Origin of the sequence: Nocardioides sp. YIM 152588 (assembly GCF_040191335.1) — a bacterium.
In the GTDB taxonomy this organism is placed as follows: domain Bacteria; phylum Actinomycetota; class Actinomycetes; order Propionibacteriales; family Nocardioidaceae; genus Nocardioides.
Genome location: NZ_JBEGDJ010000055.1, coordinates 1 through 26,972 on the forward strand (window position 1 = coordinate 1; position 26,972 = coordinate 26,972).

The window sequence follows — 26,972 nt, forward strand, 5'->3', positions numbered from 1 at the left end:
GGCGGCCTGGTCGGCGACCGGGTTCGCGCCGGCCCGCGCGGCCAGCTCGACGAGCGCGGTCAGGTCGGCGGCGCGGGCGCCGCGCAGCACCTGCGCCGGGTCCGACGGGTGCCGGTCGCACCAGGCGGCGAGCACGGCGTCGACGTACGCCGGCGCGCGGTCGAAGCGGAGCAGGTTGCCGAGGTCGGTCCACGGGTGGCCGCTGTGGCTGAACTCCCAGTCGAGCACGCCGGTCACCACGAGCGTGTCGGGGTCGAGCAGCAGGTTCTTCGGGTTGAGGTCGCTGTGCACCACGCAGGTGCGGTCCAGCTCGGCCAGCTCGTCGTCGGCCTCGGCGGCGATCGCGCCCAGGCGGTCGAGGTCGGCCACCGACCAGCCCCGTTCGGCCAGCGCCGCGGCGTGGTCGTCCACCCACCCCGGCCCGGTCAGCGAGAACGGCTCGATCCTCAGCTCGGGGTCCGCCCAGAGCCCGCCGCGCAGGGTCGGCATCCCCGCGAGCGTCGCCGCGACGCCGCCGACCGCCGTGCCGACGCGGCGCAGGGCGTCCGCGTCCGCGGCCTCCACCAGGTCGGCCAGCAGCAGGTCGCCGCGCACGCCCGGCAGGAACGAGGTGACGAGCAGGCCCGGGGCGTGCTCGCCGGTCGTGGGGTCGATCCCGGGCCGGCGTACCTCCTTGACGGCCGGTACCGGCAGCAGCCCGCGGACCAGGCCGAGCAGCGCCGCCTGGATCTCGGGCGCCTCGGGCCGGTGCCGGGGCGAGGCGAAGATCCGCACCACCGACCGCTCGGCGCCGGTCTCGGCCAGGAAGGTCTCGCCCGAGTGCCCGCCGGCGAGCGGCTCGAAGCCGACCACCCCGGCGAGCGCATCGCCGAAGGTGCCGCCCAGCGTCACGCCAGCAGCCGCACGTCGAGCTCGGTCTCCACGGCCCCGCCGTCGGCGCCGCGCTCGACGAAGTAGGCGCCGGCCCCCTTGCGCTCGGAGAGCGCCTCGACCATCTCGGTGCCCCGGTAGAGCACGCCGACGCCGTCGTCGGTCGCGTACCCGGCCGGCAGCACCTCCTCGGCGATCAGCCGCTGGAAGAGCGGGCGCCGCTGCTTCTCGGAGTCGTAGTGGACGCCGTTGGAGTACGGCACCAGCCCCAGCCCGTTGTTGATCGGGCGCAGGTCCGGCCCGAAGGAGTCGGTGGTGCCGCCGACGTGCCAGCAGATCGAGCCGGCCGAGACGCCGGTCAGCACCACGCCGGCCTCCCACGCCTTGCGCATCGCCTCGTCCACGCCGTGCAGCCGCCACATCGCCAGCAGGCCGGCGACGCTGCCGCCCCAGACCCAGACGACGTCCTGCTCCAGCAGGTGACCGGCGATGTCCTCGACGTTGGGCATCGTGAACAGCTGCAGGTGGCTGGGCGCGAAGCCCGCCGTCTGCGCCATGTCGTAGAAGTCGTGGATCACCGCGGGCGCGTCGCCGCACGCCGTCGCCAGGAAGCAGACCTTCGGCGCACGGCCGTCGACGCCGGCCAGGTCGACGGCGTACGACGTCAGCGGACCGACCGACCAGCGGGTCCGCGAGCCGCGGACGGCGCCGCCGGAGGTGGCCAGGATGGTGGGGGCGTCAGCGGGCACGACTCAGCATCCTGCCACCCGCCGGAGGATGTGGGGGTGATGCCGGTCAGCCGCAGGCGGGAGCCGGCGGCAGCGGCGCCGGTACGCCGACCTTCGGCATGCCCAGCCCGACCTGGCCTGGGCCGGCGTCCGGCTGAGCCTGGCGCAGGTCCCACGCGTCGCCGGAGCGGGTGCGGCGGACCGCCAGCACCGGGCCGTCGGCGACCAGGTGGTGGGGCGCGGCGTAGGTGATCCGCGCGGTGACCATGTCGCCGGGGCGCGGCGCGATGCCGCCCGCGGCGGAGAAGTCGGCCTCGAAGTGGACGAGCCGGTTGTCGGGGCCGCGGCCGGAGAGGCGGTGCGTCTCGGCGTCCTTGCGGCCCTCGCCCTCGGCGACCATCAGCTCGACCTCGCGGCCGACCAGCTTCTTGTTCTCCTCCCAGGCGATCTCGTTGACCACGTCGACGAGCCGCTGGTAGCGCTCCTTGACCACCTCGGGGGCGATCTGGTCCGGCAGGGTCGCTGCCGGCGTACCGGGCCGCTTGGAGTACTGGAACGTGAACGCGCCGGAGAACCGGGCAGCCCGGACCACGTCGATCGTGGCCTGGTGGTCCTCCTCGGTCTCCCCGGGGAAGCCGACGATGATGTCGGTGGTGATCGCGGCGTCGGGCATGGCGGCGCGGACGCGCTCGATGATGCCGAGGTACTTCGACTGCCGGTAGGAGCGGCGCATCGCCTTGAGCATCCGGTCCGAGCCGGACTGGAGGGGCATGTGCAGCTGCGGCATCACGTTCGGCGTCTCGGCCATCGCCTCGATGACGTCGTCGGTGAACTCGGCGGGGTGCGGGCTGGTGAACCGGACGCGCTCCAGGCCCTCGATGTCGCCGCAGGCGCGCAGCAGCTTGGAGAAGGCCTGCCGGTCGCCGAACTCGACGCCGTAGGAGTTCACGTTCTGGCCGAGCAGGGTGACCTCGGAGACGCCCTCGGCGACCAGCGCCTCGATCTCGGCGAGGATCTCGCCGGGGCGGCGGTCCTTCTCCTTGCCGCGCAGGCTGGGGACGATGCAGAACGTGCAGGTGTTGTTGCAGCCGACGCTGACCGAGACCCAGGCGGCGTAGGCCGACTCGCGCTTGGTGGGCAGCGTGGAGGGGAAGACCTCGAGGGACTCCAGGATCTCGACCTGGGCCTCCTCCTGGCTGCGGGCGCGGTCCAGCAGCGCCGGCAGCGAGCCGATGTTGTGCGTGCCGAAGACGACGTCGACCCACGGCGCGCGCTCGGTGATGGTGGCCCGGTCCTTCTGCGCCAGGCAGCCGCCGACGGCGATCTGCATGCCCGGGTTGGCGGCCTTGACCGGCGCCAGGTGGCCGAGGTTGCCGTAGAGCCGGTTGTCGGCGTTCTCGCGCACGGCGCAGGTGTTGAAGACGACGATGTCGGCCTGGTCGCCCTCGGCCGCCGCGCTGTAGCCGGCGCCCTCCAGCAGCCCACCGATCCGCTCGGAGTCGTGGACGTTCATCTGGCACCCGTAGGTGCGGACCTCATAGGTGCGGGGGGACGTGGGCGCGCTCATGACAGTCATCAAGGGTACGGCGGGTCGGGGCCCGCGGGAGAACTCGCGAGGGCGGTGGTGGGGGGCGGGCGCGGTGGGCGTCGTGTGCCTGAGAGCCCTCGTGTGCCCCAGACCCCGGTATGGCGATGCCTCAGGCACACGACCCGCCCGCGAGCGGCGGGAGTGCGTCAGGAGAGCGACTTCACCTGCGACGCAGGCGGCGCCTTCACCTCGACCGGCGCACCCCACTTGCTGACGTCGATCACGAGCGTCATCCCGGCGACCTCGACCTCCATGCGGTGCAGCAGGTCCTCGTCGTCGAGGTAGAGGTCCATGACGAGCCGCTCGGGGAGGTCGGAGGCCAGCCCGCCGACGTCCGCGACGAGCGGCTGGGCGAAGGCGGCGGCGTCGACCTCGACGGCGTAGTGCGCCAGCCGCGCGCCATCGACGTCCTCGGTCCCGAGCAGCTCCACGCTCCGCACGCCGTCCACCAGCCCGTCGACCGCGGCGCGCGGCCCCATGCCGAGCAGCTCCTCGATCTGCGGGCCGACCATCGGGTTGTCCTTGTCGAGCTTGAGGTAGGCGGCGTCGCCGCTCTGCCGTACGTAGACCTCGCCGGCGACCAGGACGAGCCGCAGGTCGTCGCCGGCCATCGACATCGTCGCCCTCATCGCCGGGTCCGCGTCGGCGTAGTCGACGTCGGCGCTGACGGAGACCAGGTCCCCGATCGCGACCTCGACGTGCGCGGTCTCGTACTGCTCCATGGCGGACGTCAACGCCGCGACGAGCGAGTCGGCGGTGAGCGCGTCGCGCTCCACGACGTCCGCCGCGTCCACGGCCTTGCGGTCGGCCGCGGCCTCGCGCTCCGCCGCAGCGAGCTCCTCCGCGACCGCGGCGGCCTCGGCGGCCAGCTCCTCGGCGGCCGCCACGGTCACCGGCCCCGACGCGTCCGCCGCGCCGTCGTCGGCGCCGCACCCCACCAGCAGCGGCGCGGCCGCCGCGAGCGCGGCAAGGCCGGCCAGGCGTCCTCGGATGGTGGACATGGGCTCCTCCGGAGGGGGCGAGGGGATGAGCGGGGGCGTGCGGGCTAGACCGAGGGCGGGCCGCGGCGTCACCCATCTCGGGTACCTGATCGGCCGCCCCGGCCCCGACCCGAGGAGTCTTCGTCGCGTTCCCGCAGGTCAGGCGGGCGCAACGCGGCCCGAGCCCGAACGTCACGGAATGGCAAAGTCGTTCGAATCGCCCTAGCCGGATGGGTCCGGACAGGGCTAGCGTGCGATGGCATGACCTCGCAGGGATCGTCCAACGGCAAGGCGCTCGTCCGGCTGGCGGCGGTGCAGAAGTGGTTCGGCGAGCTGCACGTCCTGCAGGACATCGACCTCGAGGTCGAGCGCGGCGAGGTGGTCGTGGTGATCGGGCCGTCGGGCTCGGGCAAGTCGACGCTCTGCCGCGCGATCAACCGGCTCGAGACCATCGACGAGGGCGAGATCACCATCGACGGTGACCCTCTCCCCGCGGAGGGCAAGGCGCTCGCCGCGCACCGCGCGGACGTGGGCATGGTCTTCCAGTCGTTCAACCTCTTCGCGCACAAGACGATCCTCGAGAACGTCACCCTCGGACCGATCAAGGTGCGCAAGCAGGACAAGGCCTCGGCCGAGAAGCGGGCGAAGGAGCTCCTCGACCGGGTGGGCGTGGGACACCAGGCGAACAAGTACCCGGCCCAGCTCTCCGGTGGCCAGCAGCAGCGGGTGGCGATCGCCCGCGCGCTGGCGATGGAGCCGAAGGTGATGCTCTTCGACGAGCCGACCTCGGCGCTGGACCCGGAGATGATCAAGGAGGTCCTCGACGTCATGGTCGACCTCGCCGAGCGCGGCATGACGATGATCGTGGTGACCCACGAGATGGGCTTCGCCCGTACGGCGGCCAACCGGGTCGTCTTCATGGCCGACGGCCAGATCGTCGAGTCCTCCGACCCCGAGTCGTTCTTCACCAACCCGCAGAGCGATCGAGCCAAGGACTTCCTCGGCAAGATCCTCAAACACTGAGGAGTGAGAGAGAAGATGCGCAGGTTGAAACTAGGTATGGCGGCGGCCGCCCTGATGGTCGCCGGCAGCGCCCTCGCGGCCTGCGGCGACGCGGGTTCGGACTCCGAAGGTCGCGACGTCGAGGCCGAGAGCGACTGCGACGGCAAGTTCGACGACGGCACCCGCATGGCCGAGCTCGCCGACGCCGGTGAGATCAACGTCGGTGTCAAGTACGACCAGCCCGGCCTCGGCTTCAAGGGCGCCACCGACGACGTCCCCGCCGGGTTCGACATCGAGATCGCCAAGATCCTGGTCGCGGACCTCTGCATCGACCCCACCGGCGACGGCGTGAACTGGGTCGAGACGATCTCCGACAACCGGGAGCCCTTCCTCGAGGAGGGCAAGGTCGACCTGGTGCTCGCCTCGTACTCGATCACCGACGACCGCCGGAAGGTCGTCGGGCAGACCGGGCCGTACATGATCACCGGCCAGCAGCTGCTGGTGCCGGCCGACTCCGACGTCGAGTCGATCGAGGACCTCCAGGGCGAGCAGGTCTGCTCGGTCACCGGGTCGACCTCGATCGACCGGATCAACGAGAAGGGCGCGAAGGGCGTCGGCTTCGACAGCTACTCCGAGTGCGTCCAGAAGGTGCTCGACGGGACGGTCAAGGCGATGAGCACGGATGGCTCGATCCTCGCCGGGTTCGCCGCGCAGAACGAGGGCGAGCTCAAGGTGGTCGGCGACGCCTTCTCCGAGGAGCTGATCGGCGTCGGCTACAGCAAGGACCTGCCCGAGATGTGCGAGTGGATCAACGGGGTGCTCGAGGACTCGTACGACGACGGCGCCTGGGCCGACGCCTTCGAGCTGACGCTCGGACCCTCCGGCGTCGAGACGCCCGACCCGCCGGCGGTCGAGCCCTGCCAGTGATCGACAGGTGATGGTGGGGGTGCCCGGCGCCGAGGGCACCCCCACCACCGATCAGCCCCGACGTGATCCAGGAGGGACAGATGACGGCGATCACCGACAACTTCGACCTCTACCTGCGTGGCTTCGGCTACACGATCGCCCTCTTCGTCGTCTCCGGCATCGGCTCGCTGTTGCTGGGGACGTTCCTGGTGGCCATGCGGGTCGGCCCGATCGCCATCATGAGGTCGGCCGCCGCGGTCTACGTGACCGTGGTGCGCAACACGCCGCTCGTCGTCGTGTTCGCCTTCTTCGCGTTCGCGGCGCCGATGCTCGGCATCACCTTCGGGTTCCTCGACGTCGAGATCGGGCAGTTCGAGTTCAGCAGCCTGTTCGGCTCGGCCGTGGTCAGCCTGACGCTCTACACCTCGACGTTCGTCTGCGAGGCGCTGCGCTCGGGGATCAACGCGGTCCCGCTCGGCCAGGCCGAGGCGGCGCGGGCGATCGGCCTCACCTTCGGCGGCACGATGACCCAGGTGGTCCTGCCACAGGCCTTCCGGGCGTCGGTCCCACCGCTGGCCAGCGTGCAGATCGCGCTCCTCAAGAACACCTCCGTCGCCGCGGTGTTCGGCATCGCCGAGGCGGTCTACCAGATGCGGGCACTCACCAATAACTACGCGTCCGAGCGGACCGTGATCTTCGTCTGCTTCGCAGCCGGCTACGTCGTGCTCGTCGAGCTGCTGTCGTTCGCGGCCAATCGGATCGAGCGGAGGTGGCGGATCGCATGAGCGCCAACGTCCTCTTCGACGCACCCGGACCCAAGACGGCAGCCCGGCACCGCGCGTACGCGATCGTCACCGCCGTCGCGCTCGTCGCCGTCCTGGCCTGGGTGATCTACCGCTTCAACGAGAAGGGCCAGTTCGAGAGCAGCAAGTGGGAGGTCTTCGTCACCCCCGACTACGTCCGGGTGCTGCTCGTCGACGGCCTGCTCAAGACGCTCCAGATGGCCGCGACCGCGATCATCGGCGCCGTCGCCTTCGGCGTCGTCTTCGGCGTCGGCAAGCTCTCCGACCACGCGTGGGTCCGAGTCCCGTCGGCGCTGGTCGTCGAGTTCTTCCGCGCCGTCCCGGTGCTGCTGCTGATGGTCTTCACCTGGTACTGGCTGGGCATCAACGCCGACAACTCCAGCTACTGGGCCGTCGTGCTGGCCCTGACCGCCTACAACGGCGCGGTCCTCGCCGAGGTGCTGCGCGCCGGCATCAACGCCGTGCCGAAGGGGCAGTCCGAGGCGGCGTACGCCATCGGCATGCGCAAGAACCAGGTGATGCGCCTGGTGCAGATGCCCCAGGCGGTCAAGATCATGCTGCCGGCGATCATCAGCCAGTGCATCGTGGCCCTGAAGGACACCGCGCTCGGCATCTACGTCCTCGCACCCGGCCTCACCTACGTCGCCCGCCAGATCTACCTCGACCCCCAGTTCAACAACCGGGTGCCGACGATGTTCGTCGTGGCGGTCCTCTACGTGAGCGTCAACCTGCTGCTGACGCTGCTGGCGACGTGGCTGCAGAAGCGGTACGCCGGCGAGAAGAAGATCGACCTCGCCGCTGCCCGCGGCCCCCGGAACCCCGAGCGCTGAGGCACGGGAGAACTACTTCCTCGAGGTCACCCACAGGTTGATCACGCCCTCGATCACGACGGTCCCGTCCTCGCGGACGCCCCGCACCGGCACGGGAAGGTCGCCCTCGGCCGCGTCCCACTGCGCCTGCTCGGTCTCGGCGATGCACGTGATGTCGCTGGTCGCCTTCGCGGTGTAGGAGACCTCCATCCCCTTGGGGATCCACCGCTTGTCGGCGGGGATGGTCACCTCGGCCAGCGCGCCCATCGCGGACTCCAGGCCGTTGCACAGCGCGATCGCGTGCACGGTGCCGATGTGGTTCTGCACGCCGCGGCGCTTCGGGATGACCAGCTCGACGTGGTTGGGCTCGACCACGGTGAACCGCGGGCGGATCGTCGCGAAGTAGGGCGCCTTGCGCGCGAAGGCGAAGGAGAAGGCCCGCTTGCCGAGGCTCGGCCCGACCAGGGGCAGCCCGGTGGCGGTCTTCCAGAGGTTGAGGACCTGGCTCATGGGCGCGATGTTACTCGCTGGTAACGCAGGCGGCGCGAGTCGGCAGAAACTGACTGACAGTTTCTGCCGGCTCGCGCCTCAGGCGGGGGTGCGGGCGACGGCGAAGACCCGTCGGAACGGGAGGACGACGCTGCCGTCCGGCTCGGCGGGGTACGCCGCCCGCAGCCGCGCCCTGTACTCCTCCTCGAACCCCGGGCGGAGGTCGTCGGGGAGCGCCTGCAGCGTCGGCCGCGCGCCGGTGCCGGAGACCCACGAGAAGACCGGGTCGGGGCCGCGGAGCACGTGCAGGTAGATGGTCTCCCAGGCCCCGACGGTGCAGCCGAGCGCGGTGAGCGCGCGCAGGTACGTCACCGCATCGTGCGCCGCGACCCGGGCGACGCCGCGGGTGTGGGCGGCGTACGGCTCCTCGTCGGCGAGCGCGTCGAGCAGCGCGTGGCTGGGCGCGGCCATGTTGCCCGGCACCTGGAACGCGAGCCAGCCGCCGGGGTGGACCGCGCCGACCAGCGCCGGCATCAGGTCGAGGTGGCCGGGGACCCACTGCAGCGTGGCGTTGGAGACCAGCACGTCGGCGCGCTCCTCGGGCTCGGCCAGCCAGTCCCGGAGGTCGGCCACCTCGAAGGCGAGCTCCGGCGCCTCGGCGCGGGCTCGCTCGATCATCTCCGCGCTGGAGTCGATGCCGACCACGTCGGCCCCGGGCCACCGGGAGGCGAGCAGCGCGGTCAGCGTGCCCGGGCCGCAGCCGAGGTCGACGACCGCGTCCGGGGCGGCGGCGTCGATCCGGGCGACCAGGTCGAGGAACGGCCGGGCCCGCTCGTCCGCGTGCACCAGGTACCGCGCCGGGTCCCAGCGGTGCGCGGTCACGGCGCGTCCACCGCCTCGGCCTCCGCCAGGAACTCCAGGATCCGCGCGTTGACCACGTCGGGGCGCTCGAGGTGCAGGAAGTGGCCCGCGTCGGCGACGACCGCGACCCGGTCGTGCGCCCCCAGCCCGGCCTCGGCGCGGGCCGCCCACCGGGCGTCGAAGCAGCCGTCGTCGGCGCCGTGCAGGTAGAGCAGCGGCGTGGCCGGCGGGTCGAGCCAGGCGTCGGCGCAGGCGCGGTAGGCCTCCGGGAAGCGCCGCCGGCGGAACGTGTCGCGGTAGTAGGAGAACGCCGCCGAGCGGTGCGGCCCGGGCGGGATGGCCGCCCAGAGGTGCTCGAGGTCCTCGCCGGCGTCGTACCCGGGCGACCAGCGGTGCCACAGGTGCCGGATCAGTGGCTCGGCGACGCGCTCGGGGAGGCCCGGCAGCTGGTTGAAGAGCGTGTACCAGCTCATCGAGGCCTGCCGCGGCAGCAGCCCGAGCAGGTCGCCGGCGCCCGCGCTGAGGCTGGGGATCGGCGGCACCGCCAGCGAGACCACCCGCCCGAAGGGGTTGTCGGGCAGCGCGGCGACGCCGTTGGCGGTGATCGCGCCCCAGTCGTGGCCGACGAGGACGGCGCGGCTGCCGCCGGCGTACTCGCGGTGCAGGCCGATCGCGTCGGTCATCAGGGCGGCCGGGTGGTAGACGCCGTCCGCGGCCAGCCCGCTCGGCGCGTAGCCGCGGGTGAAGGGCGCGACGACCCGGTACCCGGCGTCCACGAGAGCGGGCCCGAGGTGGCGCCAGGTGTGGGCCGTGTCGGGGAAGCCGTGCAGGAGCACCGCGAGCGGGCGCTCGGGGTCGTCGGTCGGGCCCCAGGCGAGGCTGGTGAGCGTGACCTCCGGGAGTACGGCGGTGAGCTGCTCCATGCACTCACGGTAGTCCTGGCCTATCTCGACATCAAGATTCTTTGTCCCATCCGCTACCGTGCTGCCATGCGGGACGAGGTCGACGAGCTGATCGAGGCGTGGGAGCGCGAGCGGTCCGACCTCGACCTCGGGCCGGTCTCCGTGTTCAGCCGGATCTCCCGCCTCGCCCACCACGTCGACCGGGCCCGCCGCGCCTCCTTCACCGCCCACGGCATCGAGCCGTGGGAGTTCGACGTGCTGGCGGCGCTGCGCCGCGCGGGGTCGCCGTACGAGCTCTCCCCCGGCAGGCTGCTCAAGGAGACGCTGGTGACGAGCGGCACGATGACCAACCGCGTCGACCGGCTGGTCTCGCGCGGGCTGGTGGAGCGGCACCCGGACCCCAACGACCGCCGCGGCGTGCTGGTCCGCCTCACCCCGGAGGGCAAGGCGGCCGTCGACGGCGCGTTCGCCGCGCTCCTCGACGCCGAGCGCGACCTGCTGACCGGGCTCTCGGACGAGGACCGTACGACGCTCGCCGGCCTGCTCCGCGAGCTGCTGGCGCCGTTCGCGGGCTGACGCCCGCCCGAGCCGTCCACAGTCGGCGCACAGGCACCCCCAGTACGCTCGGACCCGCTCCCCCGCGACCCAGGTCGCGCCCGCAACCAGAAGGTCTGAACCCGTGCATCGACGTCTCCGACGCCCCACCGCCCTGCTCTCCGCCGTCGCACTGACCGCCGCGCTCGCCGCCTGCGGGGGCTCGGACGGCTCCGACGGCTCGGACGACGCGGACGGCTCGTCCTCGTCGGCCGCCGCCGTGACCGGCGAGCTCGACGGCGTCACCTTCACCGGCGAGGTGGGCGAGGGCATCACCGCAGACTGGGCGGACGCCGTCCCGCTGCCCGACGAGACCACCGTGACCACCATCGTCGAGGGCGACGGCGACGAGGTCGCCGAGGGCGACACCGTGTCGACGTACCTGTGGGTGGGCAACGGCACCACCCAGGAGCAGGTCTACAGCGACTACGACAACGGCGTCCCGGAGGCGATCCCCTACGACACCGGCCAGATCGACGAGGTGTTCACGGCGCTGTTCGAGGGCCAGACCTACGGCTCCCGCGTCGCCGTCGTCGCCACCCCGGAGGCCGTCTTCCGCGACCGGGTCGAGGACAACTCGCTGGGCATCGACGCCGAGCACAGCGTCGTGATCGTGGGCGACCTGGTCGAGAAGCAGGCCTCCTCCCCGGAGCCCACCGACGACCAGGCCCACGACGCCGACCCCGACACGCAGCCGTCGGTGGTCGAGGAGGACGGCCAGCCGACCGGCCTCGACTTCTCCGGGATCGAGGAGCCCGAGCTCGACACCCCGGTGCAGCGGGTCGTCCTCGAGGAGGGCGACGGCGCCAAGGTCAAGGCGTCCGACACCGTCGTCGTCAACTACCTCGGCTCGGTCTACGACGCCGACGCGCCGTTCGACGAGAGCTACTCGCGCGGCGAGCCCCTCACCTCCCCGCTCAGCGGCCTGATCCAGGGCTGGACCATCGGCCTCACCGGCGTGAAGGTCGGCAGCCGCGTGCTGCTGCAGATCCCGCCGGCGTACGGGTACGGCGCGGCCGGCACCGGCTCCGCGATCCCCGGCAACGCCACCCTGTGGTTCCTGATCGACGTGGTCGAGGTCCAGTAGCCCGAGTTGCCGCGGGGCGGGTCGGCGCGCCCGTGGGTCGGGTCGTGTGCCTCAGACATCGGGATACGGGGGTCTGAGGCACACGAGCGCGGCGTGGGTGCGGCGAGGGCGGGTCGGCTCGCCCCGGGGGCGGGTCGTGTGCCTCATGCCCCGGAATACGGGGGTCTCAGGCACACGACCCGCTGCGAGCCCGGCGTGGGTCGGGTCGTGTGCCCCAGGCAGCGGTATACGCGGGTCTCAGGCACACGACCCCGCCACACGCCCACCGGGGCCGCGTCGTGTGCCCCAGACATCGACATACGCGGGTCTCAGGCACACGACCCCGCCACGGGCCACCGTGAGCCGCAGCCCATTCAGCTCAGTCGAGCACCTCGGCCGCCTCGAGCCACTCCAGCTCGGCGGCCTCCTTCTCCTCCTGGAGCGCGGCCAGCTCCCGCCCGACCTCGGTCAGCCGCTCCGGGTCGGTGGCCGCGGCGGCGAGCCGCTCGGTCAGCTCGGTCTCCTGCTCGTGCAGCCGGGCGAGGACCTTGTCCAGCCGCGCGAGCGTCTTCTTCGCCGCGCGCTCCTCGGCCGAGCCGGGCTTGGCCTTCTCCGGGCCGGGGGCGAGGTGGCTGACGGCGGCGGACGCCGCGGCGGCGGCGCGGGCATCGGCGGCCTCGGCGGCCCGAAGCGCAGCCTGGCGCCGCTCCAGGTACTCGTCCACGCCGCGCGGCAGCATCACCACCTGGCCGTCGCCCATCAGCGCCCAGACGGAGTCGGTGACGCGCTCGAGGAAGTACCGGTCGTGGGAGACCACGACCAGGGTTCCGGGCCAGCCGTCGAGGAAGTCCTCGAGGACGTTGAGCGTCTCGATGTCGAGGTCGTTGGTCGGCTCGTCGAGCAGCAGCACGTTGGGCTCGGTGAGCAGCAGCCGCAGCAGCTGGAAGCGGCGGCGCTCGCCACCGGAGAGGTCGCCGATCCGGGCGGTCAGCTTGTCGCCGGTGAAGCCGAACCGCTCCAGCATCGAGGTCGCGGTGACCTCGCCGTCCGCGGTCTTGGTGACCCGGCGGATCCCCTCGACCGTGGCCAGCACCCGGGCCTCGGGGTCCTCGAACGCGACGTGCTGCCCGAGGTGCTGCAGGGCGACCGTGCGGCCGTGCTTCACCTTGCCGTGGTCGGGCGCCAGCTCGCCGGAGAGCAGCGAGAGCAGCGTGGTCTTGCCGGCGCCGTTGACGCCGACGATGCCGACCCGGTCGCCCGGGCCGAGCCGCCACGTGGCGTGGTCCAGCAGCTTCCGCTCGCCGCGGGCCAGGTCGACGTCCTCGACGTCGACCACGTCCTTGCCGAGCCGCTGGGTGGCGAACTTCTGCAGCTCCAGCCGGTCGCGCGGCGGCGGCACGTCCTCGATGAGCGCGTTGGCCGCGTCGATCCGGAACTTCGGCTTCGACGTCCGGGCCGGGGCGCCGCGCCGCAGCCAGGCCAGCTCCTTGCGGACGAGGTTCTGGCGCCGTACCTCCGAGGCGGCGGCCTGGCGCTGCCGCTCGGCCTTGGCCAGCACGAACGCCGCGTAGCCGCCCTCGTAGGAGTCGATGACCCCGTCGTGGACCTCCCAGGTCTGCTGGCAGACCGCGTCCAGGAACCACCGGTCGTGGGTGACCACGACGAGTGCGGACGGCCGGTTGGCCAGGTGCGAGGCCAGCCAGGCGACGGCCTCCACGTCGAGGTGGTTGGTCGGCTCGTCGAGGATGATCAGGTCGTGCTCGCCGAGCAGCAGCCCGGCCAGCGCGCAGCGGCGGCGCTCGCCTCCCGACAGCCCGGCGACGGCGCGGTCCAGCTCGACGCCGGCCAGCAGCACCTCGACGATCTCGCGGAGCCGGTGGTCGGCGGCCCACTCGTGGTCCGAGCGCCCGCCGAGCACCACCTCGCGGACGGTGTGGTCGTCGGCGAAGTCGTCGGCCTGGCGCAGGTAGCCGATCAGCAGGCCACGCTGCCGCGAGACCCGCCCGGTGTCGGGCTCCTCCTCACCGGTCATCACGCGGAGCAGGGTGGACTTGCCGTCGCCGTTGCGGCCGACGATGCCGATCCGCTCGCCGGCCCCGACGCCGAGGGAGACGTCGGTCAGCAGCGGTCGTACGCCGAACGCCTTGGAGACGCGCTCGAGGTTGATCAGGTTGCTCATCAGGGTGGTCCGAGGGTGCCTATCCGTAGTGGACGACGTGAGCGCCCGCGACCGGCCCGGGGGCGATGGTCGCGCGGTGGCCCAGCGCGGTGACGTCGGCGAGCGCGACGCGGGCGGCGTCGACGTCACCGAAGAGCATGAGGAGGGTCGGCCCCGAGCCGGAGAGCAGCACGGCGGCCGGGTCCATCGACCGCAGGTCCGCCTCGACCTCGACCAGGTCCGGGCGCAGGTCCCGCGCCGGGGACCACAGGTCGTTCTCCAGCACCGCGGCGACCGCCGGGACGTCACCTGCCGCGAGCGCCGCGAGCAGCGCCGTCGGGTCGGCCGGCTCCGCGGGCGCGTCGGGGTGCAGCTCGTCGAAGTGGCGGTAGACCGCCGGCGTGCTCAGCCCGTCGTCGGCCAGCACGACGACCCACCACAGCGCGGACGCGTCGGCGACGGGCTCGACGACCTCGCCCCGGCCGGTGCCGAGCGCGGTACCGCCGAGCAGCGAGAACGGCACGTCGCTGCCCAGCTCCGCCGCGATCCGCAGCAGGTCCTCGTCGGTGGTCTCCAGGTCCCACAGCCGGTCGAGGGCGACCAGCGTCGCGGCCGCGTCGGCCGACCCGCCGGCCATCCCCCCGGCGACCGGGATCCCCTTGTCGATCCGCACGTGCGCGGCGAGGTCGAGGCCGTGGTGCGCGACCAGGGCCCGGCCGGCGCGCAGCGCGATGTTCTCGCCGTCCAGCGGTACGGCGACCTCGGGCTCGACCAGCTCCACGGACCAGTCCGGGGCCTCGGTGACGGTTACGTCGTCGTACAGGCCGACGGCCTGGTAGACGGTGACGAGCGGGTGGAAGCCGTCGGGGCGCGGCGCGCCCACGCCGAGGTGCAGGTTGACCTTGGCGGGCGCGCGGACGGTGACGCCCGTGGTCGGGGGCAGCGCGGCGGCGGTCATGCGCTCACCGGGCCGTCTGCGGGCCCGTCGACCTGCCCGTCGACCTGCCCGTCCACCTGCCCGTCGAGCGCCTCGGCGATCCGCACGAACGCGTCGATGTCGAGGGACTCGCCGCGGGCCATCGGCTCCACGCCGGCGGCCTCGAGCGCGGCCGAGGCCGCCTCGGCGGAGCCGGCGAGGGCGCGCAGCGCGCCGCGCAGCGCCTTGCGGCGGTGGGCGAACGCGGCGTCGATGACGGCGAACACCCGCTCGCGGGAGACCTTCGTGGTCGGCGGCTCGCGGCGGGTCCAGGCGACCAGGCCGGAGTCGACGTTGGGGGCGGGCCAGAAGACGTTGCGGCCGATCGCGCCGGCCCGGCGGACGTCGGCGAACCAGGCGGCCTTGGCCGAGGGGACGCCGTACACCTTGGAGCCGGGCTTCGCGGCGAGCCGGTCGGCCACCTCGGACTGCACCATGACCAGGCCGTGCTCGAGGCTGGGCAGCAGCGCCATCAGGTGCAGCAGCACCGGGACGGAGACGTTGTAGGGCAGGTTGGCGACCAGCCCGGTCGGCGCCGGGCCAGGGATCTCGGTGACCCGCATGGCGTCGGCGGGGACCACCCGGACGCGGTCGGCGGCGTCGGGGGCGAACCGGGCGATGGTGCCCGGCAGCGCCTCGGCCAGCGCCGGGTCGATCTCGATCGCGGTGACGTCGGCGCCGGCCTCGAGCAGCGCCAGGGTCAGCGACCCGAGTCCCGGGCCGACCTCGATCACGGTCTCGCCCTCGCGGACACCGGACTCGCGCACGATCCGGCGCACCGTGTTGGCGTCGATCACGAAGTTCTGGCCGCGCTGCTTGGTGGGCCGGATGTCGAAGGCGGCGGCGAGCTCCCGCACCTCCGCCGGTCCCAGCAGCCGGAGCCGGGGTGCGGAGGCGTCGGACATGTCCACCAGCCTAGGGCGTCGGCACCGATCCACCCTGATCGGCGGCCGGCCCGGCGCGGGGTCGTGTGCCCCACGCATCGCCCCACCGGGGCCTCAGGCACACGACCCGCAAAAGTCACCGCGAGCCGGCAGGAAGTTCCTGCCGACTCGCGGTGGGGGTGCTCCGGTCGCTCAGCGGGGGAGGCCGAGCTTGGCCGAGCAGTGCGGCCAGGCGCCGTACCCGCCGGAGGCCGCGCGCAGCTTCTCGGCGATCGCGATCTGCTGCTCGCGGGAGTTCTGGCTCGGCAGCCCGGTGCCGCCGTACGCCTGCCAGGTGCCCAGGTTGAACTGGAGGCCGCCGTAGTAGCCGTTGCCGGTGTTGATGGCCCAGTTCCCGCCGGACTCGCACTGCGCGAGCGCGTCCCAGACGGTGCTGCCGGAGGCGAAGTTCGCGGCCGGGGCGGGCTCGGGCTCGGGCTCCTTGGTGCCGACCTCGACGATCCGGGCCACCGGCGCGGTGGTCACCTTGTGGCCGACCATCGTCCGCTTGACCACCTCGCCGTTGCGGGTGACCACGCGGTACGTCGCGTTGCGGGCGCCCGCGCTGCCCTCGCGGACCACGGTCTCGGTGCCCTCCTCGGAGTCCGGGTCCTCGCGGGTGACGGTCGGGACGCTGAACGACTCGCCCTCGACGCGCTTGGTGGTCACGTCGATGTCGGTGAAGGTGATCCGGTCGCCGTCGCCGATCTTCGCCTTGAGGCCGGGCTTCACGACGTCGTGCTCGTCGACGTCGACGTCGAGCTGCTTGAGGGCCTGGCGGACGTTCAGCGCGGTCACCTCGCGCTCGACCGGCTTCTTGCCCGCGAGGGCGACGGTGAGCGTCTTGGGGGTGACGATCTCCAGCGCCGTGCCGTCGCGGTCCAGCTCCAGGCTGCGGCTCGTGGAGAGCCGCGCGTCGTGGTACATCGTGCCGAGCTGGACGAGCGCGCCCTGGACGTCGGTCGCGGTCACCCAGTGGGTGGTCTCGCGACCGTCGACGGTGAGGTCGATCGGCTTGCCGTACAGGACCGAGACCCGGCTGCCGTCGCCGATCGCCTCGTCGGGGTCAGGCTGCACCACGTCGTGGGAGGTCAGCTCGATGCCCTCGGCGGCCAGCACGTCGGCGACGGTGTCGCCCGTGGTGGAGACCTCGCGCTGCTCGCCGTCGACCGACAGGGTCACGGTGCTCTCGAGGCTCTGGTAGCCGTAGGTGGTGCCGGCGACCGCCAGCGCGACCACTGCCGAGGTACCGACGAGGGCGGTCCTGCTGTGGGTCAGGCGTCGAGCGGTGCGGCCGAGCGCCGCGCGGGTGGAACTCAGGGGGTTGCGTGCGACAGGCACGTCTCTCCCAACGTCGGACTCCCCGGGCCTCGGGCGACCAGCCATCCCCGCGCGCCCGCGTGAACAGGCGGCGACGCTGGTCCGCCGTACCCCATACGTACGGCGGCCGCAGCGTCGCGAGGATGCTCCAGGGGCACGCCGTTGGGCCCACCGGTGCTGGTCGGAAATCGATCCCGATCCCGGCCTTCGCGATCCATGCGAACAAGAGCAAGCACCCAAAAGCAAACCCTCGGGCCCCTCGGCGAGCCGTGACCAACGCCTACGGACGCTCGTTGTGCCCGCTCGGACGGCATTTCGTCCTGCAAATTGGGGAAAACGCATCAGGCGACTCAGGCAACCGCAGCGGCCGCCCGCGCGTCGTACCTGAGAATCGCGCGTTCTGTTACGTGCGCCGAGACCTGGAGGCTGACATGTCGTCACGTTCCGCTCTGCTCCCTGCCCCATCGCGCCCGCGCCGCCTCGCCGCGCTGGGCACCTCGCTCTGCGTCGGCGCGACGCTGGCCGCGGTCGCCACCGGAGCCACGACCGCGTCGGTCCACGCCGCCGCGCCGCCCGGCGACTGCGCCGAGGCGTTCCCGATCGCCGACCTCGCCGCCGACGACCCGGTCCACGGCCTCACCGTCTCCCGCGGGACCACCCCCGAGGAGTTCACCGGCACCGTGCTCGGCATCCTCGAGGACGGCATCGCGCCGGGCCGCGACATGATCATGATGGACCTCGACTCCACCGCGATCCAGGACGCCGGCGGCATCTGGCAGGGCATGTCGGGCTCCCCCGTCTACTCCGAGGACGGCCGCCTGATCGGCGCCGTCGCCTACGGGCTGTCGTGGGGCAGCTCGCCGATCGCCGGCGTCACCCCGTTCGAGTACATGGAGGGCTACCTCGGCCCCGCCGCCGCCCCCGGCCTGATCGACGTCCCCCGCGCCGCCGCCAAGAAGATCGCCGCCACCGGCGAGGTCACCCGCACCCAGGCGGCCCAGGGCTTCCGGCGGCTGCCGGTGCCGATGTCGGTCAGCGGCGTCTCCGCCGACCGGCTCGAGGACGGCCTGAAGCGCAAGACGAAGAAGCGCGGCTACCTCAAGAAGAACGCGTACGCCGCCCCGGCCGGCGGCACGACGGCGGCCGGCGAGGAGACCGTCGTCGCCGGTGGCAACCTCGCCGCCGTCGAGTCGGCGGGCGACGTCACCGCCGGCGGCGTGGGCACGGTGACGTCGGTCTGCGGCGACCGGATCGTCGGCTTCGGCCACCCGATGTACTTCGCCGGCCCCGTCTCCTACGGCCTCGGCGCCGCCGACGCGATCTACGTGCAGCCGGAGTCGCTCGGCGCCCCGTTCAAGGTGGCCAACTTCGGCGACATCGTCGGCGTCATCGACCAGGACCGCCTGACGGGCATCGCCGGCGCGTTCGGCCCGGCGCCCGCGAGCACCGCCTTCACCTCCGACCTCACCTACGGCGGAGCAGCGCGCGAGGGCAGCACGGACATCTTCGTCCCCGACTCGCTCGCCTGGATCGCGTTCTACGGAGCGCTGGCCAACCACGACGTGCTCCTGGACCGCATCGGCCCCGGATCGGAGACCCAGAGCTGGCAGATCGAGGGGATCGACGCCGACGGCACGCCGTTCTCGATCTCCTACGGCGACCGCTGGACGTCACCGTGGGACATCGCGGTCGACGCGTCCTACCCGCTCGCCGACGTGCTGTGGGCGCTGACCGAGCTCGCCGGCGTCAGCGTCACCTCCGTCACCAGCACCGGTGAGGCCACCGACGAGGAGGCCACCTACTCGGTCAAGAAGATCGAGCAGCGCCGCGGCGGCGTGTGGGTCAACCTGGCCAAGCGCCAGGCCGTCGTCAAGGCCGGCAAGACCCTGCGCCTGCGGGCCACCCTGATGGCGGCCGACGGCACCACCGCGACCGCTCCGCTGTCCCAGAAGATCCCGAAGCGGTTCGCGGGGACGCGCACCTGGGGCTCCGTCCGCGGCGGCGGCTGGGGCTACATCGACGTGTGGAACGCCAAGAGCGTCGCCGACGTGGTCGAGGCACTCGCGGAGGACCCGCCCAACGACGCGGTGAGCCTCGACGGCCGGCTGCGCAAGCGCGGGACGCGACTCGACTTCTCCGCGGAGAGCGCGCCCCAGGACCTGGTGATCTTCGGCAGCAAGTCGTTCACCCTGCGGGTGAAGTGATCGCCGGCTGACACCACCACACCACCGCCACACCACCGCAGCGGCCTTCGGCGGCGCCTACCAGGCGCCGCCGAAGGCCGCGAACGTGTTCGCCTCGATCGCGGCGCACAGCCCACCCAGGTCGGCGCCGCGCTCCTCCGCCATCCGGCGCACCGTCAGCGGCACCAGGTAGGGGGCGTTGGTCCGACCGCGGTGCGGCGTCGGCGTCAGGTACGGCGCGTCGGTCTCGACGAGGATCCGGTCCGCCGGCGCGAGCCTCAGCGCCTCCCGCTGCGGCTCGGCGTTCTTGAAGGTGATCGTCCCCGCGAACGACAGGTACGCGCCGCGATCCAGGCACTCGCGGGCGAAGGCGCCGTCGCCCGAGAAGCAGTGCATCACCCAGCGCTCGGGCACGCCCTCCGCGTCCAGGACGTCGAGCACCTCCTGGTGCGTGTCCCGGTCGTGGATGACCAGCGTCTTGCCCAACCGCTTGGCCAGGTCGATGTGGCGCGCGAACGAGTCGACCTGGACCCGGCGGCCGTCCTCGCCGGTGCGGAACGCGTCCAGCCCGGTCTCCCCGACCGCCCTCACCACGTCGGCGGTGGCCAGCTCCTCGATCTCCGCCCAGGCGGCCTCGAGCTCGCCCGCCTCGGCCAGCCGGGGCGCCTCGTTCGGGTGCAGCGCCACCCCGGCCACCAGCTCCGGGTGCTCCCGCGCGGCCTCGACCGCCCACCGGGCACCGCGCAGGTCGCAGCCGATCTGCACGATCCGCGGTACGCCGACGGCGGCCGCCGCCGCGATCGCCTCCCGGGCGTCGGGGGCCGGCCCGTCGCGGCCGATGTCGAGGTGGCAGTGGTTGTCGACGACCGGGTGCGGCAGCGGCTCCGGCGCCGGCGGCCGCTCGGCGGCTCGGGGGTCAGCCACGGACCCGCTCCAGGATCGCCTCGGCCAGCGCCTCGGGCGCCTGGGTGGGGATCCAGTGGCTCACCCCGGCCAGCTCGACGAACGTGAAGTCGGCGTCGACGTACTCGTTGCAGTGCTCCACGCCCCACCGGTCGATCGCGGTGTCGCGGTCGCTCCAGACCATCGTCGTCGGCACCTCGACGTTCCCGAACGAGGTGCGGGGGTCGGTCAGCGGCAGCGCCCGGTACCAGTTGAGCGCGGTGGGCAGCGCGCCGTCCTCGACGACCTCGGACCGGAACCGGGCGAGGTCGTCGGCGGTCATCCCGAAGGAGGTGAGCAGCCGCTCCCCGCCGTCGCCTCCGACGAGCAGCTCGGGCAGCCGGGGCACCTGGAAGAACGCCATGTACCAGGACCGCAGCAGCTGCCGCGAGTGCAGGCCGGCGGTGAGGAACGCCCGCGGGTGCGGCACCGAGACCGCGGTCAGGCTGCGCACCCGGTCCGGGTGCAGCGCCGCGGTCGCCCAGGCCGCGGCCGCGCCCCAGTCGTGGCCCACCACGTGGGCGTGGCCGTCCGGGCCGACCGCCTGCTCGACCAGCGCCACCACGTCGCCGGCCAGCAGCGGCAGCCGGTAGTCGCGCCGCCGCGGGGGGCGGGCGCCGGCGGCGTACCCGCGCTGGTCGAGGGCGAGCGTCCGGTAGCCGGCGTCGTTGAGCAGCGGCGCGACGTGACGCCACGACGTGGCGCGCTCGGGGAAGCCGTGCAGCAGCACGATCGGCTCCCCGCCGCGGGGGCCATCGTCGAGGACGCCGAGGGTCAGGCCGTCGTTCGCCACCGTCGTCACGACCCGGTCGGACGGGCTCTCAGCCAATGTGCACCACCTGGTAGACGTCGCGCTTGGGGAGTCCGGCGCGGACGGCGACCGCGGCGATCGCCTCCTTGCGCCGCATGCCGTCGGCCTCGAGCGCGGCGACCGCCGCGCGCAGGCTGTCGGGGTCCGACGCGACGCCCGCCGCCGGCTCGGCGCCCGCGACGACGACGGTCACCTCGCCGCGCACCCCGTCGGCCGCCCAGGCGACCAGCTCGCCGAGCGGGCCGCGGCGCACCTCCTCGTGGGTCTTCGTCAGCTCCCGGCAGACTGCGCCGGCACGGTCCTCGCCGAACGCCTCGGCCATCGCGGCCAGCGCCGCCTCGGTCCGGTGCGGGGCCTCGAAGAAGACCATCGTGCGCTGCTCGTCGGCCAGGTCGGCCAGCCGGCGCCCCCGCTCGCCCGCCTTGCGCGGCAGGAAGCCCTCGAAGCAGAACCGGTCAACGGGCAGCCCCGACACGGCCAGCGCGGTCAGCACCGCCGACGGGCCCGGGACCGCGGTCACCCGGATCCCGGCCTCGACCGCGGCGGCCACCAGCCGGTAGCCGGGGTCGGAGACGCTGGGCATCCCCGCGTCGGTCACCAGCACCACCCGCTCGCCCGCCTCCAGGGCCTCGACCAGGGCCGGTGTGCGGGCCTGCTCGTTGCCCTCGAAGTAGGAGACCACCCGGCCGGTCAGCTCGATGCCGAGCTCGGAGACCAGGCGCCGCAGCCGGCGGGTGTCCTCCGCGGCGACCACGTCCGCGCCGGCCAGCTCGGCGCCCAGCCGCGCCGGGGCGTCCGGGGCGTGCCCGATCGGGGTGCCCGCCAGGACCAGCACACCGGCCCCGGGATCGGATGCCGACGACGTTGGGGGGCTCACCCGCCAGATCATTCCACCCGCCCCCGCGGGGACGTAGGGTTCCCCACTGTGACCGCCGTCGACTCCCCCGCCAGCGCGCGGTCCGAGGCCGACGAGGCCGACGAGCTGGTCGGGCTCTCCCGCACCGCCGGCGGCTGGCGGGTGCCGCTGGCGCGGGTCCGGCTGGTCAACCCGATCACCCGGCGGCCGCTCGGCTCGCGCGCGGTCGGCTGGATCTCCTCGCTCGGCGTCGCGCTGCTCGCGTTCGCGCTGCGGCTCTACCACCTGGGCACGCCACGGGTCTTCGCCTTCGACGAGACCTACTACGCCAAGGACGCGTGGTCGCTGCTCAACAACGGCTACATCCAGACCTACCTGACCGACGCCGACGGCAACACCAAGACCGACATCAACGCCGACATCCTCGCCGGCCACACCACCGGCGTGTGGACCGGCGAGCCGTCCCTCGCGGTCCACCCCGACGTGGGCAAGTGGCTGATCGCGCTGGGCGAGAAGGCGTTCGGGATGGACCCGTTCGGCTGGCGGTTCGCCTCGGCGGTCGCCGGCGCGCTGATGGTGCTGGTGATGTGCCGGCTGGTACGGCGGATGACCGGCTCGACGCTGCTCGGCTGCGTCGCCGGCGTACTGCTGATGCTGGACGGGCTGCAGTTCGTCCTCTCCCGGCTGGCGCTGCTCGACATCTTCCTGGCGCTGTTCCTGCTGATGGCCGTGGCCTGCCTGGTCGCCGACCGCGACTGGCACCGGGCACACCTGGCGAGACGCCACGAACGGCGCCTGGCCGCGCGCGCCGAGGACGGCGAGGACGCGGCCGCGATCGCCCAGTCCCCCGGCGGCTGGGGCCCGCGGATCCTGTTCCGTCCGTGGCTGCTGGCCGCGGGCGTCTGCTTCGGGCTGGCAGCGGGGACGAAGTGGACCGCCGCCTACCCGCTCGCGGCGTTCGGCCTGCTCTGCTGGATCTGGAGCGCCGGGGCCCGCCGCAGCCTGGGCATCCGGAGGCCGGTGCTCAAGGGCGCGGTCGCCGACGGCATCCCGGCCTTCCTGCACCTGGTCGTGGTGGCGCTCATGGTCTACATCGCCACCTGGGGCGGCTGGCTCGCGCACGCCGACGAGTACGAGCAGTACCTCAGCTCGACGCAGTACCGGCAGTACACCGGGCAGGGCGACTGCGCGAGCGAGGACGACTCCTACATCGCCACGAACCTGGACCCGGACGCGAGGTGGGCGACGGCCAGGGAGCCCGACGCCTCCGGAGTCGGCGAGGCGTGGCAGTCGCTGCGCTCGCTCTGGTACTACCACCAGGACGTCTACACGTTCCACACGCACTTCCTGAACTGCTCGACGCACTACTACCAGTCCAAGCCGTCCGGCTGGCTCCTGCTGAACCGGGCGGTCGGGGTCGCCGTCACCAACGACATCCCGCCCGGCGAGCAGGGGTGCGAGGCCCCGGCGGACAGCAGCTGCATCCGGCAGGTCCTGCTGGTCGGCAACCCGGTGCTGTGGTGGGGCGGCTGCATCGCGCTGCTGTTCAGCGTCGCGATGTGGGTCGGCGCCCGGGACTGGCGCTTCGGCGTCGCCGTGGTCGGCACGCTCTCCACCTGGGTGCCGTGGATGCTGTACGACGACCGCCCGATCTTCCTGTTCTACGCCGTCGCGATCCTGCCGTTCGTGGTGATCGCGCTCGTCCTGTCGATCGGGACGCTGATCGGACCGTCGCGGCTGCCGTCGAACCGGCGCACGATCGGGGTGATCGTGAGTGGTGCCTTCGTCGTCCTGGTGCTGGTCAACTTCGCCTGGTTCTGGCCCATCTGGACCAACGAGCTGCTCACCAAGCGCGAGTGGCTGGACCGGATCTGGTTCTCGCGTTGGGTCTAGCCACCGCCTGAAAAAACTACTCGTACCAAGAATTTGGGACCTAAGACCCAGTAACTCCTCGCCGAGCGGACACGTTGAACAGCCTGAGGGGCCGCCGGAGATTCCGGGGGCCGGGGAGCTTCAGGGGCAATCATGATGAACCACGACAAGCACCACGAGACGGCGGAGCAGATCCTCCAGATCGAGGTCGCGCTCACCCCGTTCACGCAGCGCAGCCGTTCGGTCGGTGTGAGCCACTACCAGCACGGCCTGACCCGGGGCCTCGACCTGGGCGAGCACGTCCTGGTCCACGACCCGGCCACGCGCACGCACTTCACCGGTGTCGTCGCCGACATCGACTTCACGCTGGAGGACACCCTCTACCGGGTCGAGCTGGGCACGCGGATCACCAGCGGCGAGGCCGCCCAGTGGCTCAGCCCGACGCGCGAGCGCCCGTCCGGCGGCCTGACCACCAGCGACGTCGCACAGCTGCTCACCGCGATGCGCCGCAGCCAGCAGGGCCTGCTGGCGGCGTACCGGGAGTACCGCCCCGAGGCCGGGACCGAGGCCACCCCTGACCGATCGGTCGCCCAGATCTAGTCAATTTGGGTGATGCGTTACAGGCCGAACGCCTACTGATGTCCTGAAAACTCCCGTATCTGCGTCCCGAGTACGGGAAAGTTCTCGTCATGCCCGTTCAGCAGCTCATCCGCGTCTACCTCGTCGACGACCACGAGATCGTCCGACGCGGCATCCACACCGTGCTGTCCGAGGCCGACGGGATCGAGGTCGTCGGCCAGTCCGGCAGCGCCTCGGTCGCCCTCCCCGAGATCCTCGACCTGCGGCCCGACGTCGTGATCCTCGACGCCCAGCTCTCCGACGGCAGCGGCATCGACGTGTGCCGCGAGATGCGCGCGGCCGACCCGAACATCCGGGGCATGATCCTCACCACCCACGACGACCCGGACGCCATCTCCTCGGCGATCCTGGCCGGCGCCTCGGGCTACGTCCTGAAGCGGATCGAGGGCGCCTCGCTGGTCAGCGGCGTCCGCTTGGTCGCGGGTGGCCACTCCCTGATCGACCCCTCCGTCGCCGCTCGCGTGGTCGAGCAGATGGAGATGCAGCGCAAGTCGCTGGACATCATCTGCGAGCTCACCCCGCAGCAGCGCCGGATCTTCTTCCTCATCGCCGAGGGCCTCACCAACCGCCAGATCGCGGAGAAGCTCTTCCTCGCCGAGAAGACCGTCAAGAACCACGTCACCGGCCTGCTCGCCCGCCTCGGCCTCGAGCACCGCACCCAGGCCGCGCTGCTCGCCGTCCGGATCCAGGACGCCGGCCCGCTCAGCGGCTCCCCCGCTGCCGCCGGCAACGGCTCGGCCCCTGCCACCCTCGGCGGCCGCCCGGCCCGCATCGGCCAGGCCACCGTCGACGCGCCGCGCACCGCTGCCGTCGCCCAGCGCGCCATCTGACCGAACAGGGGCCTGGGGCAGGCCGAACCGGGGGTTAGGGCACACCCAACCGGGGCTCGCGCCACACCCAACCGGGACTCGCGCCACACCCAACCGGGACTCGCGCCAGCAACTGCCCCGACTGCCGGCTCGGGCTGCCCCGACCCCCCGTTCGGCCTGCCCTCACCCCCGGCTCGGGCTGCCCCAACCCCCCGCTCGGCCTGCCCCAACCCCCGGCTCGGGCTGACCCAACCCCCGGCTCGGCCTGCCCCGACTGCCTGTTCGGCGGTCAGGCGCCGGGCTTGCGGTAGACAGACGTACGGCCCAGGGGCACCCGCTCGAGCACCGGGTCGATGCCGAGGGCGGTCTCGGCGGCGCCGAGCACCAGGTACCCGCCGGGGCGCAGCGCGCTGCGGAGCTTGGCGAAGACCTGCCGCTTGGTCTCCATGTCGAAGTAGATGAGCACGTTGCGGCAGAAGATCACGTCGAACGGGCCCGGCGGCGGGGGCTGGTTGACCAGGTTGTGCTCGGCGAAGGTCACCTGCGAGCGGATCGCCTCGGAGATCTGCCACGCGGCGCCCTGGCGGGTGAAGTACTCGCTCAGCAGCTGCGCCGGCAGCCCCCGGTTCACCTCCAGGGTGCTGAACCGGCCGGCGCGGGCGGACTCCAGGACCTTGGTGTCGATGTCGGTGGCGTGGATCCCGACGGTGTAGCCGGGGTGCGACTTCCGCCAGGCGGTCAGCAGCATGGCGAGCGAGTACGGCTCCTGCCCGGTCGAGCAGGCGGCCGACCAGATCCGCACGCGGCGGGTCAGGCTGTTCTGGCGGGCGATCTCCGGCAGCACGGTGCCGAGGAACTCGGTGAACGGCGCGCTGTCGCGCATCCAGGACGTCTCGTTCGTGGTCAGCGCCTCGACGATCGCCTTGCGGGCGCGCGCACCGTCGCCGGCCGGCGCCGAGCGCCGCACCTGCAGCACCCACGCGTTCACGTCCGGCGCCCCGGCGGCGCGGGCGAGCGGCGCCAGCCGGGACTCGATCAGGTACTCCTTGGACGGCTGGAGCGCGAGCCCCGAACCCTCGCGGGCCACGCCGGCGACGTACTCGTAGGCCTGGGGTGAGAGCGTCATGAGCCGCTCCTGCCGTGGACGCGCTCGGTCAGGTGGTGCGCGACCTTGTCCAGCGGCAGCACGCTGCTGGCCAGGCCCGCGGTCGCCGCGGCGCCCGGCATGCCCCAGACCACCGAGCTGGCCGCGTCCTGGACGGCGACGTCACCGCCGGCGCCGACGATCGCCCGCGCCCCCTCGCGGCCGTCGGTGCCCATCCCGGTCAGGATCAGCGCATGCACGCCGCGCCCGAGGGTGGCCGCGGCGGAGCGGAAGAGCACGTCCACGGCGGGCCGGCAGTAGTTCTCCGGCGGGCCGTCGGTGCAACGGGTGACGAGCTGGCCGCCCTTGCGGGCCACCTCGAGGTGGCGATCACCGGCGGCGACCACCACGTCGCCCGGGCCGAGCGGCGCGCCGTCGACGGCCTCCCGCACGCGCAGCCCGCTGAGCCGGTCCAGTCGCTCGGCGAACTGCTTCGTGAACAGCGCCGGCATGTGCTGGACGATCGCGATCGGCGCCGGGAACGTCGCCGCGAGCTGCGGCAGGACCTCCGACAGCGCGGCCGGGCCGCCCGTCGAGGAGCCGATCACGACCAGCTGGACCTGCCCGGTGGCACGCGCCGGCCGCACCGTGAAGCTCGGTACGACGGACGCGACCGCCGTTCCGGCCCCCGGCCCGAGCGCACGTCCGGGACGGACCGAAGACCGCGGCGATCTCGCCGAGCACCTGTAGGCGGCCGGAGAAGCGGTCGATGTCGGGGCCGGCCTTGCGGGTCGCGGCGCC

At 72.9% G+C, this 26,972-nt stretch carries 26 protein-coding genes; 10 read left to right on the plus strand and 16 right to left on the minus strand.

Going from position 1 to position 26,972, the window contains the following annotated elements; genetic code table 11:
* The 4 genes from ABLM29_RS18775 to ABLM29_RS18790 all read right to left on the minus strand — a co-directional run.
* Nucleotides 1–891: phosphotransferase family protein (locus ABLM29_RS18775; RefSeq protein ID WP_349716061.1), on the minus strand; the 891-nt coding region annotated here is incomplete at its 3' end.
* Complete coding sequence (locus ABLM29_RS18780) at nucleotides 888–1,619, minus strand: Type 1 glutamine amidotransferase-like domain-containing protein (protein WP_349716062.1); 732 nt, start codon at nucleotides 1,617–1,619, stop codon at nucleotides 888–890. The genes ABLM29_RS18775 and ABLM29_RS18780, both read right to left, overlap by 4 nt.
* A 46-nt stretch (nucleotides 1,620–1,665) precedes the next feature.
* A complete protein-coding gene (gene miaB, locus ABLM29_RS18785) occupies nucleotides 1,666–3,165 on the minus strand; it encodes a tRNA (N6-isopentenyl adenosine(37)-C2)-methylthiotransferase MiaB (RefSeq protein WP_349716063.1) in 1,500 nt (499 codons plus the stop codon).
* A gap of 167 nt (nucleotides 3,166–3,332) precedes the next feature.
* Nucleotides 3,333–4,187, minus strand: a complete 855-nt coding sequence (locus tag ABLM29_RS18790) for an LppX_LprAFG lipoprotein (RefSeq protein WP_349716064.1) — start codon at nucleotides 4,185–4,187, stop codon at nucleotides 3,333–3,335.
* 240 nt (nucleotides 4,188–4,427) lie between these two features.
* Here ABLM29_RS18790 and ABLM29_RS18795 point away from each other — a divergent pair, with 240 nt between their 5' ends.
* The 4 genes from ABLM29_RS18795 to ABLM29_RS18810 all read left to right on the plus strand — a co-directional run bounded on the left by ABLM29_RS18795 (nucleotide 4,428) and on the right by ABLM29_RS18810 (nucleotide 7,707).
* Complete coding sequence (locus tag ABLM29_RS18795; protein WP_349716065.1) at nucleotides 4,428–5,189, plus strand: amino acid ABC transporter ATP-binding protein; 762 nt, start codon at nucleotides 4,428–4,430, stop codon at nucleotides 5,187–5,189.
* A 36-nt stretch (nucleotides 5,190–5,225) separates the two neighbouring features.
* Entirely contained in the window at nucleotides 5,226–6,095 is an 870-nt protein-coding gene (locus tag ABLM29_RS18800) for a glutamate ABC transporter substrate-binding protein (RefSeq protein WP_349716067.1), read from the plus strand.
* A gap of 80 nt (nucleotides 6,096–6,175) precedes the next feature.
* On the plus strand, nucleotides 6,176–6,859 hold the full coding sequence (locus ABLM29_RS18805; protein WP_349716068.1) for an amino acid ABC transporter permease: 684 nt from the start codon (nucleotides 6,176–6,178) through the stop codon (nucleotides 6,857–6,859).
* The gene (locus tag ABLM29_RS18810; protein WP_349716069.1) at nucleotides 6,856–7,707 is read left to right on the plus strand and encodes an amino acid ABC transporter permease; all 852 of its coding nucleotides are present in this window, start codon (nucleotides 6,856–6,858) and stop codon (nucleotides 7,705–7,707) included. The genes ABLM29_RS18805 and ABLM29_RS18810 overlap by 4 nt, the downstream gene beginning before the upstream one ends.
* A 12-nt stretch (nucleotides 7,708–7,719) precedes the next feature.
* Here the strand turns inward: ABLM29_RS18810 and ABLM29_RS18815 are convergent, their stop codons facing one another.
* The 3 genes from ABLM29_RS18815 to ABLM29_RS18825 form a co-directional block, all read right to left on the minus strand.
* Nucleotides 7,720–8,196: a hotdog fold domain-containing protein gene (locus ABLM29_RS18815; protein ID WP_349716070.1), complete on the minus strand. Its 477-nt coding sequence runs from the start codon at nucleotides 8,194–8,196 to the stop codon at nucleotides 7,720–7,722.
* Between the two features lie 78 nt (nucleotides 8,197–8,274).
* Nucleotides 8,275–9,057 (minus strand): methyltransferase domain-containing protein, encoded by a 783-nt coding sequence (locus tag ABLM29_RS18820; protein ID WP_349716071.1) that lies wholly within the window; start codon nucleotides 9,055–9,057, stop codon nucleotides 8,275–8,277.
* A complete protein-coding gene (locus tag ABLM29_RS18825; RefSeq protein ID WP_349716072.1) occupies nucleotides 9,054–9,959 on the minus strand; it encodes an alpha/beta fold hydrolase in 906 nt (301 codons plus the stop codon). The genes ABLM29_RS18820 and ABLM29_RS18825 overlap by 4 nt, the downstream gene beginning before the upstream one ends.
* 66 nt (nucleotides 9,960–10,025) lie before the next feature.
* On the opposite strand from ABLM29_RS18825, the gene ABLM29_RS18830 reads away from it, so the two are divergent.
* A complete protein-coding gene (locus ABLM29_RS18830) occupies nucleotides 10,026–10,514 on the plus strand; it encodes a MarR family winged helix-turn-helix transcriptional regulator (protein WP_349716073.1) in 489 nt (162 codons plus the stop codon).
* A 103-nt stretch (nucleotides 10,515–10,617) separates the two neighbouring features.
* On the plus strand, nucleotides 10,618–11,619 hold the full coding sequence (locus ABLM29_RS18835) for an FKBP-type peptidyl-prolyl cis-trans isomerase (RefSeq protein WP_349716074.1): 1,002 nt from the start codon (nucleotides 10,618–10,620) through the stop codon (nucleotides 11,617–11,619).
* A gap of 358 nt (nucleotides 11,620–11,977) precedes the next feature.
* Here the strand turns inward: ABLM29_RS18835 and ABLM29_RS18840 are convergent, their stop codons facing one another.
* The 4 genes from ABLM29_RS18840 to ABLM29_RS18855 all read right to left on the minus strand — a co-directional run bounded on the left by ABLM29_RS18840 (nucleotide 11,978) and on the right by ABLM29_RS18855 (nucleotide 16,996).
* On the minus strand, nucleotides 11,978–13,777 hold the full coding sequence (locus tag ABLM29_RS18840) for an ABC-F family ATP-binding cassette domain-containing protein (protein ID WP_349716076.1): 1,800 nt from the start codon (nucleotides 13,775–13,777) through the stop codon (nucleotides 11,978–11,980).
* Nucleotides 13,778–13,796: 19 nt separating this feature from the next.
* Complete coding sequence (locus tag ABLM29_RS18845) at nucleotides 13,797–14,714, minus strand: 4-(cytidine 5'-diphospho)-2-C-methyl-D-erythritol kinase (RefSeq protein ID WP_349716077.1); 918 nt, start codon at nucleotides 14,712–14,714, stop codon at nucleotides 13,797–13,799.
* Nucleotides 14,711–15,637 carry a 16S rRNA (adenine(1518)-N(6)/adenine(1519)-N(6))-dimethyltransferase RsmA gene (gene rsmA / locus ABLM29_RS18850; RefSeq protein WP_349716078.1) on the minus strand — a complete coding sequence of 309 codons (927 nt, stop codon included), beginning with the start codon at nucleotides 15,635–15,637 and terminating at the stop codon, nucleotides 14,711–14,713. The genes ABLM29_RS18845 and rsmA overlap by 4 nt, the downstream gene beginning before the upstream one ends.
* Before the next feature lie 171 nt (nucleotides 15,638–15,808).
* The gene (locus tag ABLM29_RS18855; RefSeq protein WP_349716079.1) at nucleotides 15,809–16,996 is read right to left on the minus strand and encodes a resuscitation-promoting factor; all 1,188 of its coding nucleotides are present in this window, start codon (nucleotides 16,994–16,996) and stop codon (nucleotides 15,809–15,811) included.
* Nucleotides 16,997–17,406: 410 nt separating this feature from the next.
* Here ABLM29_RS18855 and ABLM29_RS18860 point away from each other — a divergent pair, with 410 nt between their 5' ends.
* A complete protein-coding gene (locus ABLM29_RS18860) occupies nucleotides 17,407–19,179 on the plus strand; it encodes a SpoIVB peptidase S55 domain-containing protein (protein ID WP_349716080.1) in 1,773 nt (590 codons plus the stop codon).
* A 57-nt stretch (nucleotides 19,180–19,236) separates the two neighbouring features.
* Here ABLM29_RS18860 and ABLM29_RS18865 read toward each other — a convergent pair whose 3' ends face one another.
* From ABLM29_RS18865 to rsmI, 3 genes are read right to left on the minus strand one after another with little or no spacing between them, the layout of a single operon-like run.
* Nucleotides 19,237–20,082 (minus strand): TatD family hydrolase, encoded by an 846-nt coding sequence (locus ABLM29_RS18865; RefSeq protein ID WP_349716081.1) that lies wholly within the window; start codon nucleotides 20,080–20,082, stop codon nucleotides 19,237–19,239.
* A complete protein-coding gene (locus ABLM29_RS18870; RefSeq protein WP_349716082.1) occupies nucleotides 20,075–20,929 on the minus strand; it encodes an alpha/beta fold hydrolase in 855 nt (284 codons plus the stop codon). The genes ABLM29_RS18865 and ABLM29_RS18870 overlap by 8 nt, the downstream gene beginning before the upstream one ends.
* Nucleotides 20,922–21,746 (minus strand): 16S rRNA (cytidine(1402)-2'-O)-methyltransferase, encoded by an 825-nt coding sequence (rsmI, locus tag ABLM29_RS18875; RefSeq protein ID WP_349716088.1) that lies wholly within the window; start codon nucleotides 21,744–21,746, stop codon nucleotides 20,922–20,924. Before rsmI ends, ABLM29_RS18870 begins: the two co-directional genes overlap by 8 nt.
* Before the next feature lie 90 nt (nucleotides 21,747–21,836).
* On the opposite strand from rsmI, the gene ABLM29_RS18880 reads away from it, so the two are divergent.
* From ABLM29_RS18880 to ABLM29_RS18890, 3 genes are all read left to right on the plus strand, one after another.
* Entirely contained in the window at nucleotides 21,837–23,660 is a 1,824-nt protein-coding gene (locus ABLM29_RS18880; protein WP_349716083.1) for a dolichyl-phosphate-mannose--protein mannosyltransferase, read from the plus strand.
* Between the two features lie 132 nt (nucleotides 23,661–23,792).
* A complete protein-coding gene (locus tag ABLM29_RS18885) occupies nucleotides 23,793–24,239 on the plus strand; it encodes a hypothetical protein (protein ID WP_349716084.1) in 447 nt (148 codons plus the stop codon).
* An 89-nt stretch (nucleotides 24,240–24,328) separates the two neighbouring features.
* Nucleotides 24,329–25,108 carry a response regulator gene (locus ABLM29_RS18890; RefSeq protein WP_349716085.1) on the plus strand — a complete coding sequence of 260 codons (780 nt, stop codon included), beginning with the start codon at nucleotides 24,329–24,331 and terminating at the stop codon, nucleotides 25,106–25,108.
* A gap of 268 nt (nucleotides 25,109–25,376) precedes the next feature.
* Here the strand turns inward: ABLM29_RS18890 and ABLM29_RS18895 are convergent, their stop codons facing one another.
* Together ABLM29_RS18895 and ABLM29_RS18900 are read right to left on the minus strand one after the other, a co-directional pair.
* Nucleotides 25,377–26,213: a CheR family methyltransferase gene (locus ABLM29_RS18895; protein ID WP_349716086.1), complete on the minus strand. Its 837-nt coding sequence runs from the start codon at nucleotides 26,211–26,213 to the stop codon at nucleotides 25,377–25,379.
* Nucleotides 26,210–26,818: a CheB methylesterase domain-containing protein gene (locus tag ABLM29_RS18900; RefSeq protein ID WP_349716087.1), complete on the minus strand. Its 609-nt coding sequence runs from the start codon at nucleotides 26,816–26,818 to the stop codon at nucleotides 26,210–26,212. Before ABLM29_RS18900 ends, ABLM29_RS18895 begins: the two co-directional genes overlap by 4 nt.
* Between the last annotated feature and the right edge of the window lie 154 nt (nucleotides 26,819–26,972).

Coding starts and splice junctions, on each gene's coding strand:
- ABLM29_RS18800 (WP_349716067.1), top strand. CDS start 5,226: ATGGCGGCGGCCGCCCTGATGGTCGCCGGCAGCGCCCTCGCGGCCTGC.
- miaB (WP_349716063.1), bottom strand. CDS start 3,165: ATGAGCGCGCCCACGTCCCCCCGCACCTATGAGGTCCGCACCTACGGG.
- ABLM29_RS18840 (WP_349716076.1), bottom strand. CDS start 13,777: ATGAGCAACCTGATCAACCTCGAGCGCGTCTCCAAGGCGTTCGGCGTA.
- ABLM29_RS18790 (WP_349716064.1), bottom strand. CDS start 4,187: ATGTCCACCATCCGAGGACGCCTGGCCGGCCTTGCCGCGCTCGCGGCG.
- ABLM29_RS18815 (WP_349716070.1), bottom strand. CDS start 8,196: ATGAGCCAGGTCCTCAACCTCTGGAAGACCGCCACCGGGCTGCCCCTG.
- ABLM29_RS18845 (WP_349716077.1), bottom strand. CDS start 14,714: ATGACCGCCGCCGCGCTGCCCCCGACCACGGGCGTCACCGTCCGCGCG.
- ABLM29_RS18810 (WP_349716069.1), top strand. CDS start 6,856: ATGAGCGCCAACGTCCTCTTCGACGCACCCGGACCCAAGACGGCAGCC.
- ABLM29_RS18890 (WP_349716085.1), top strand. CDS start 24,329: ATGCCCGTTCAGCAGCTCATCCGCGTCTACCTCGTCGACGACCACGAG.
- ABLM29_RS18830 (WP_349716073.1), top strand. CDS start 10,026: ATGCGGGACGAGGTCGACGAGCTGATCGAGGCGTGGGAGCGCGAGCGG.
- ABLM29_RS18825 (WP_349716072.1), bottom strand. CDS start 9,959: ATGGAGCAGCTCACCGCCGTACTCCCGGAGGTCACGCTCACCAGCCTC.
- ABLM29_RS18860 (WP_349716080.1), top strand. CDS start 17,407: ATGTCGTCACGTTCCGCTCTGCTCCCTGCCCCATCGCGCCCGCGCCGC.
- ABLM29_RS18885 (WP_349716084.1), top strand. CDS start 23,793: ATGATGAACCACGACAAGCACCACGAGACGGCGGAGCAGATCCTCCAG.
- ABLM29_RS18895 (WP_349716086.1), bottom strand. CDS start 26,213: ATGACGCTCTCACCCCAGGCCTACGAGTACGTCGCCGGCGTGGCCCGC.
- ABLM29_RS18795 (WP_349716065.1), top strand. CDS start 4,428: ATGACCTCGCAGGGATCGTCCAACGGCAAGGCGCTCGTCCGGCTGGCG.
- rsmA (WP_349716078.1), bottom strand. CDS start 15,637: ATGTCCGACGCCTCCGCACCCCGGCTCCGGCTGCTGGGACCGGCGGAG.
- ABLM29_RS18805 (WP_349716068.1), top strand. CDS start 6,176: ATGACGGCGATCACCGACAACTTCGACCTCTACCTGCGTGGCTTCGGC.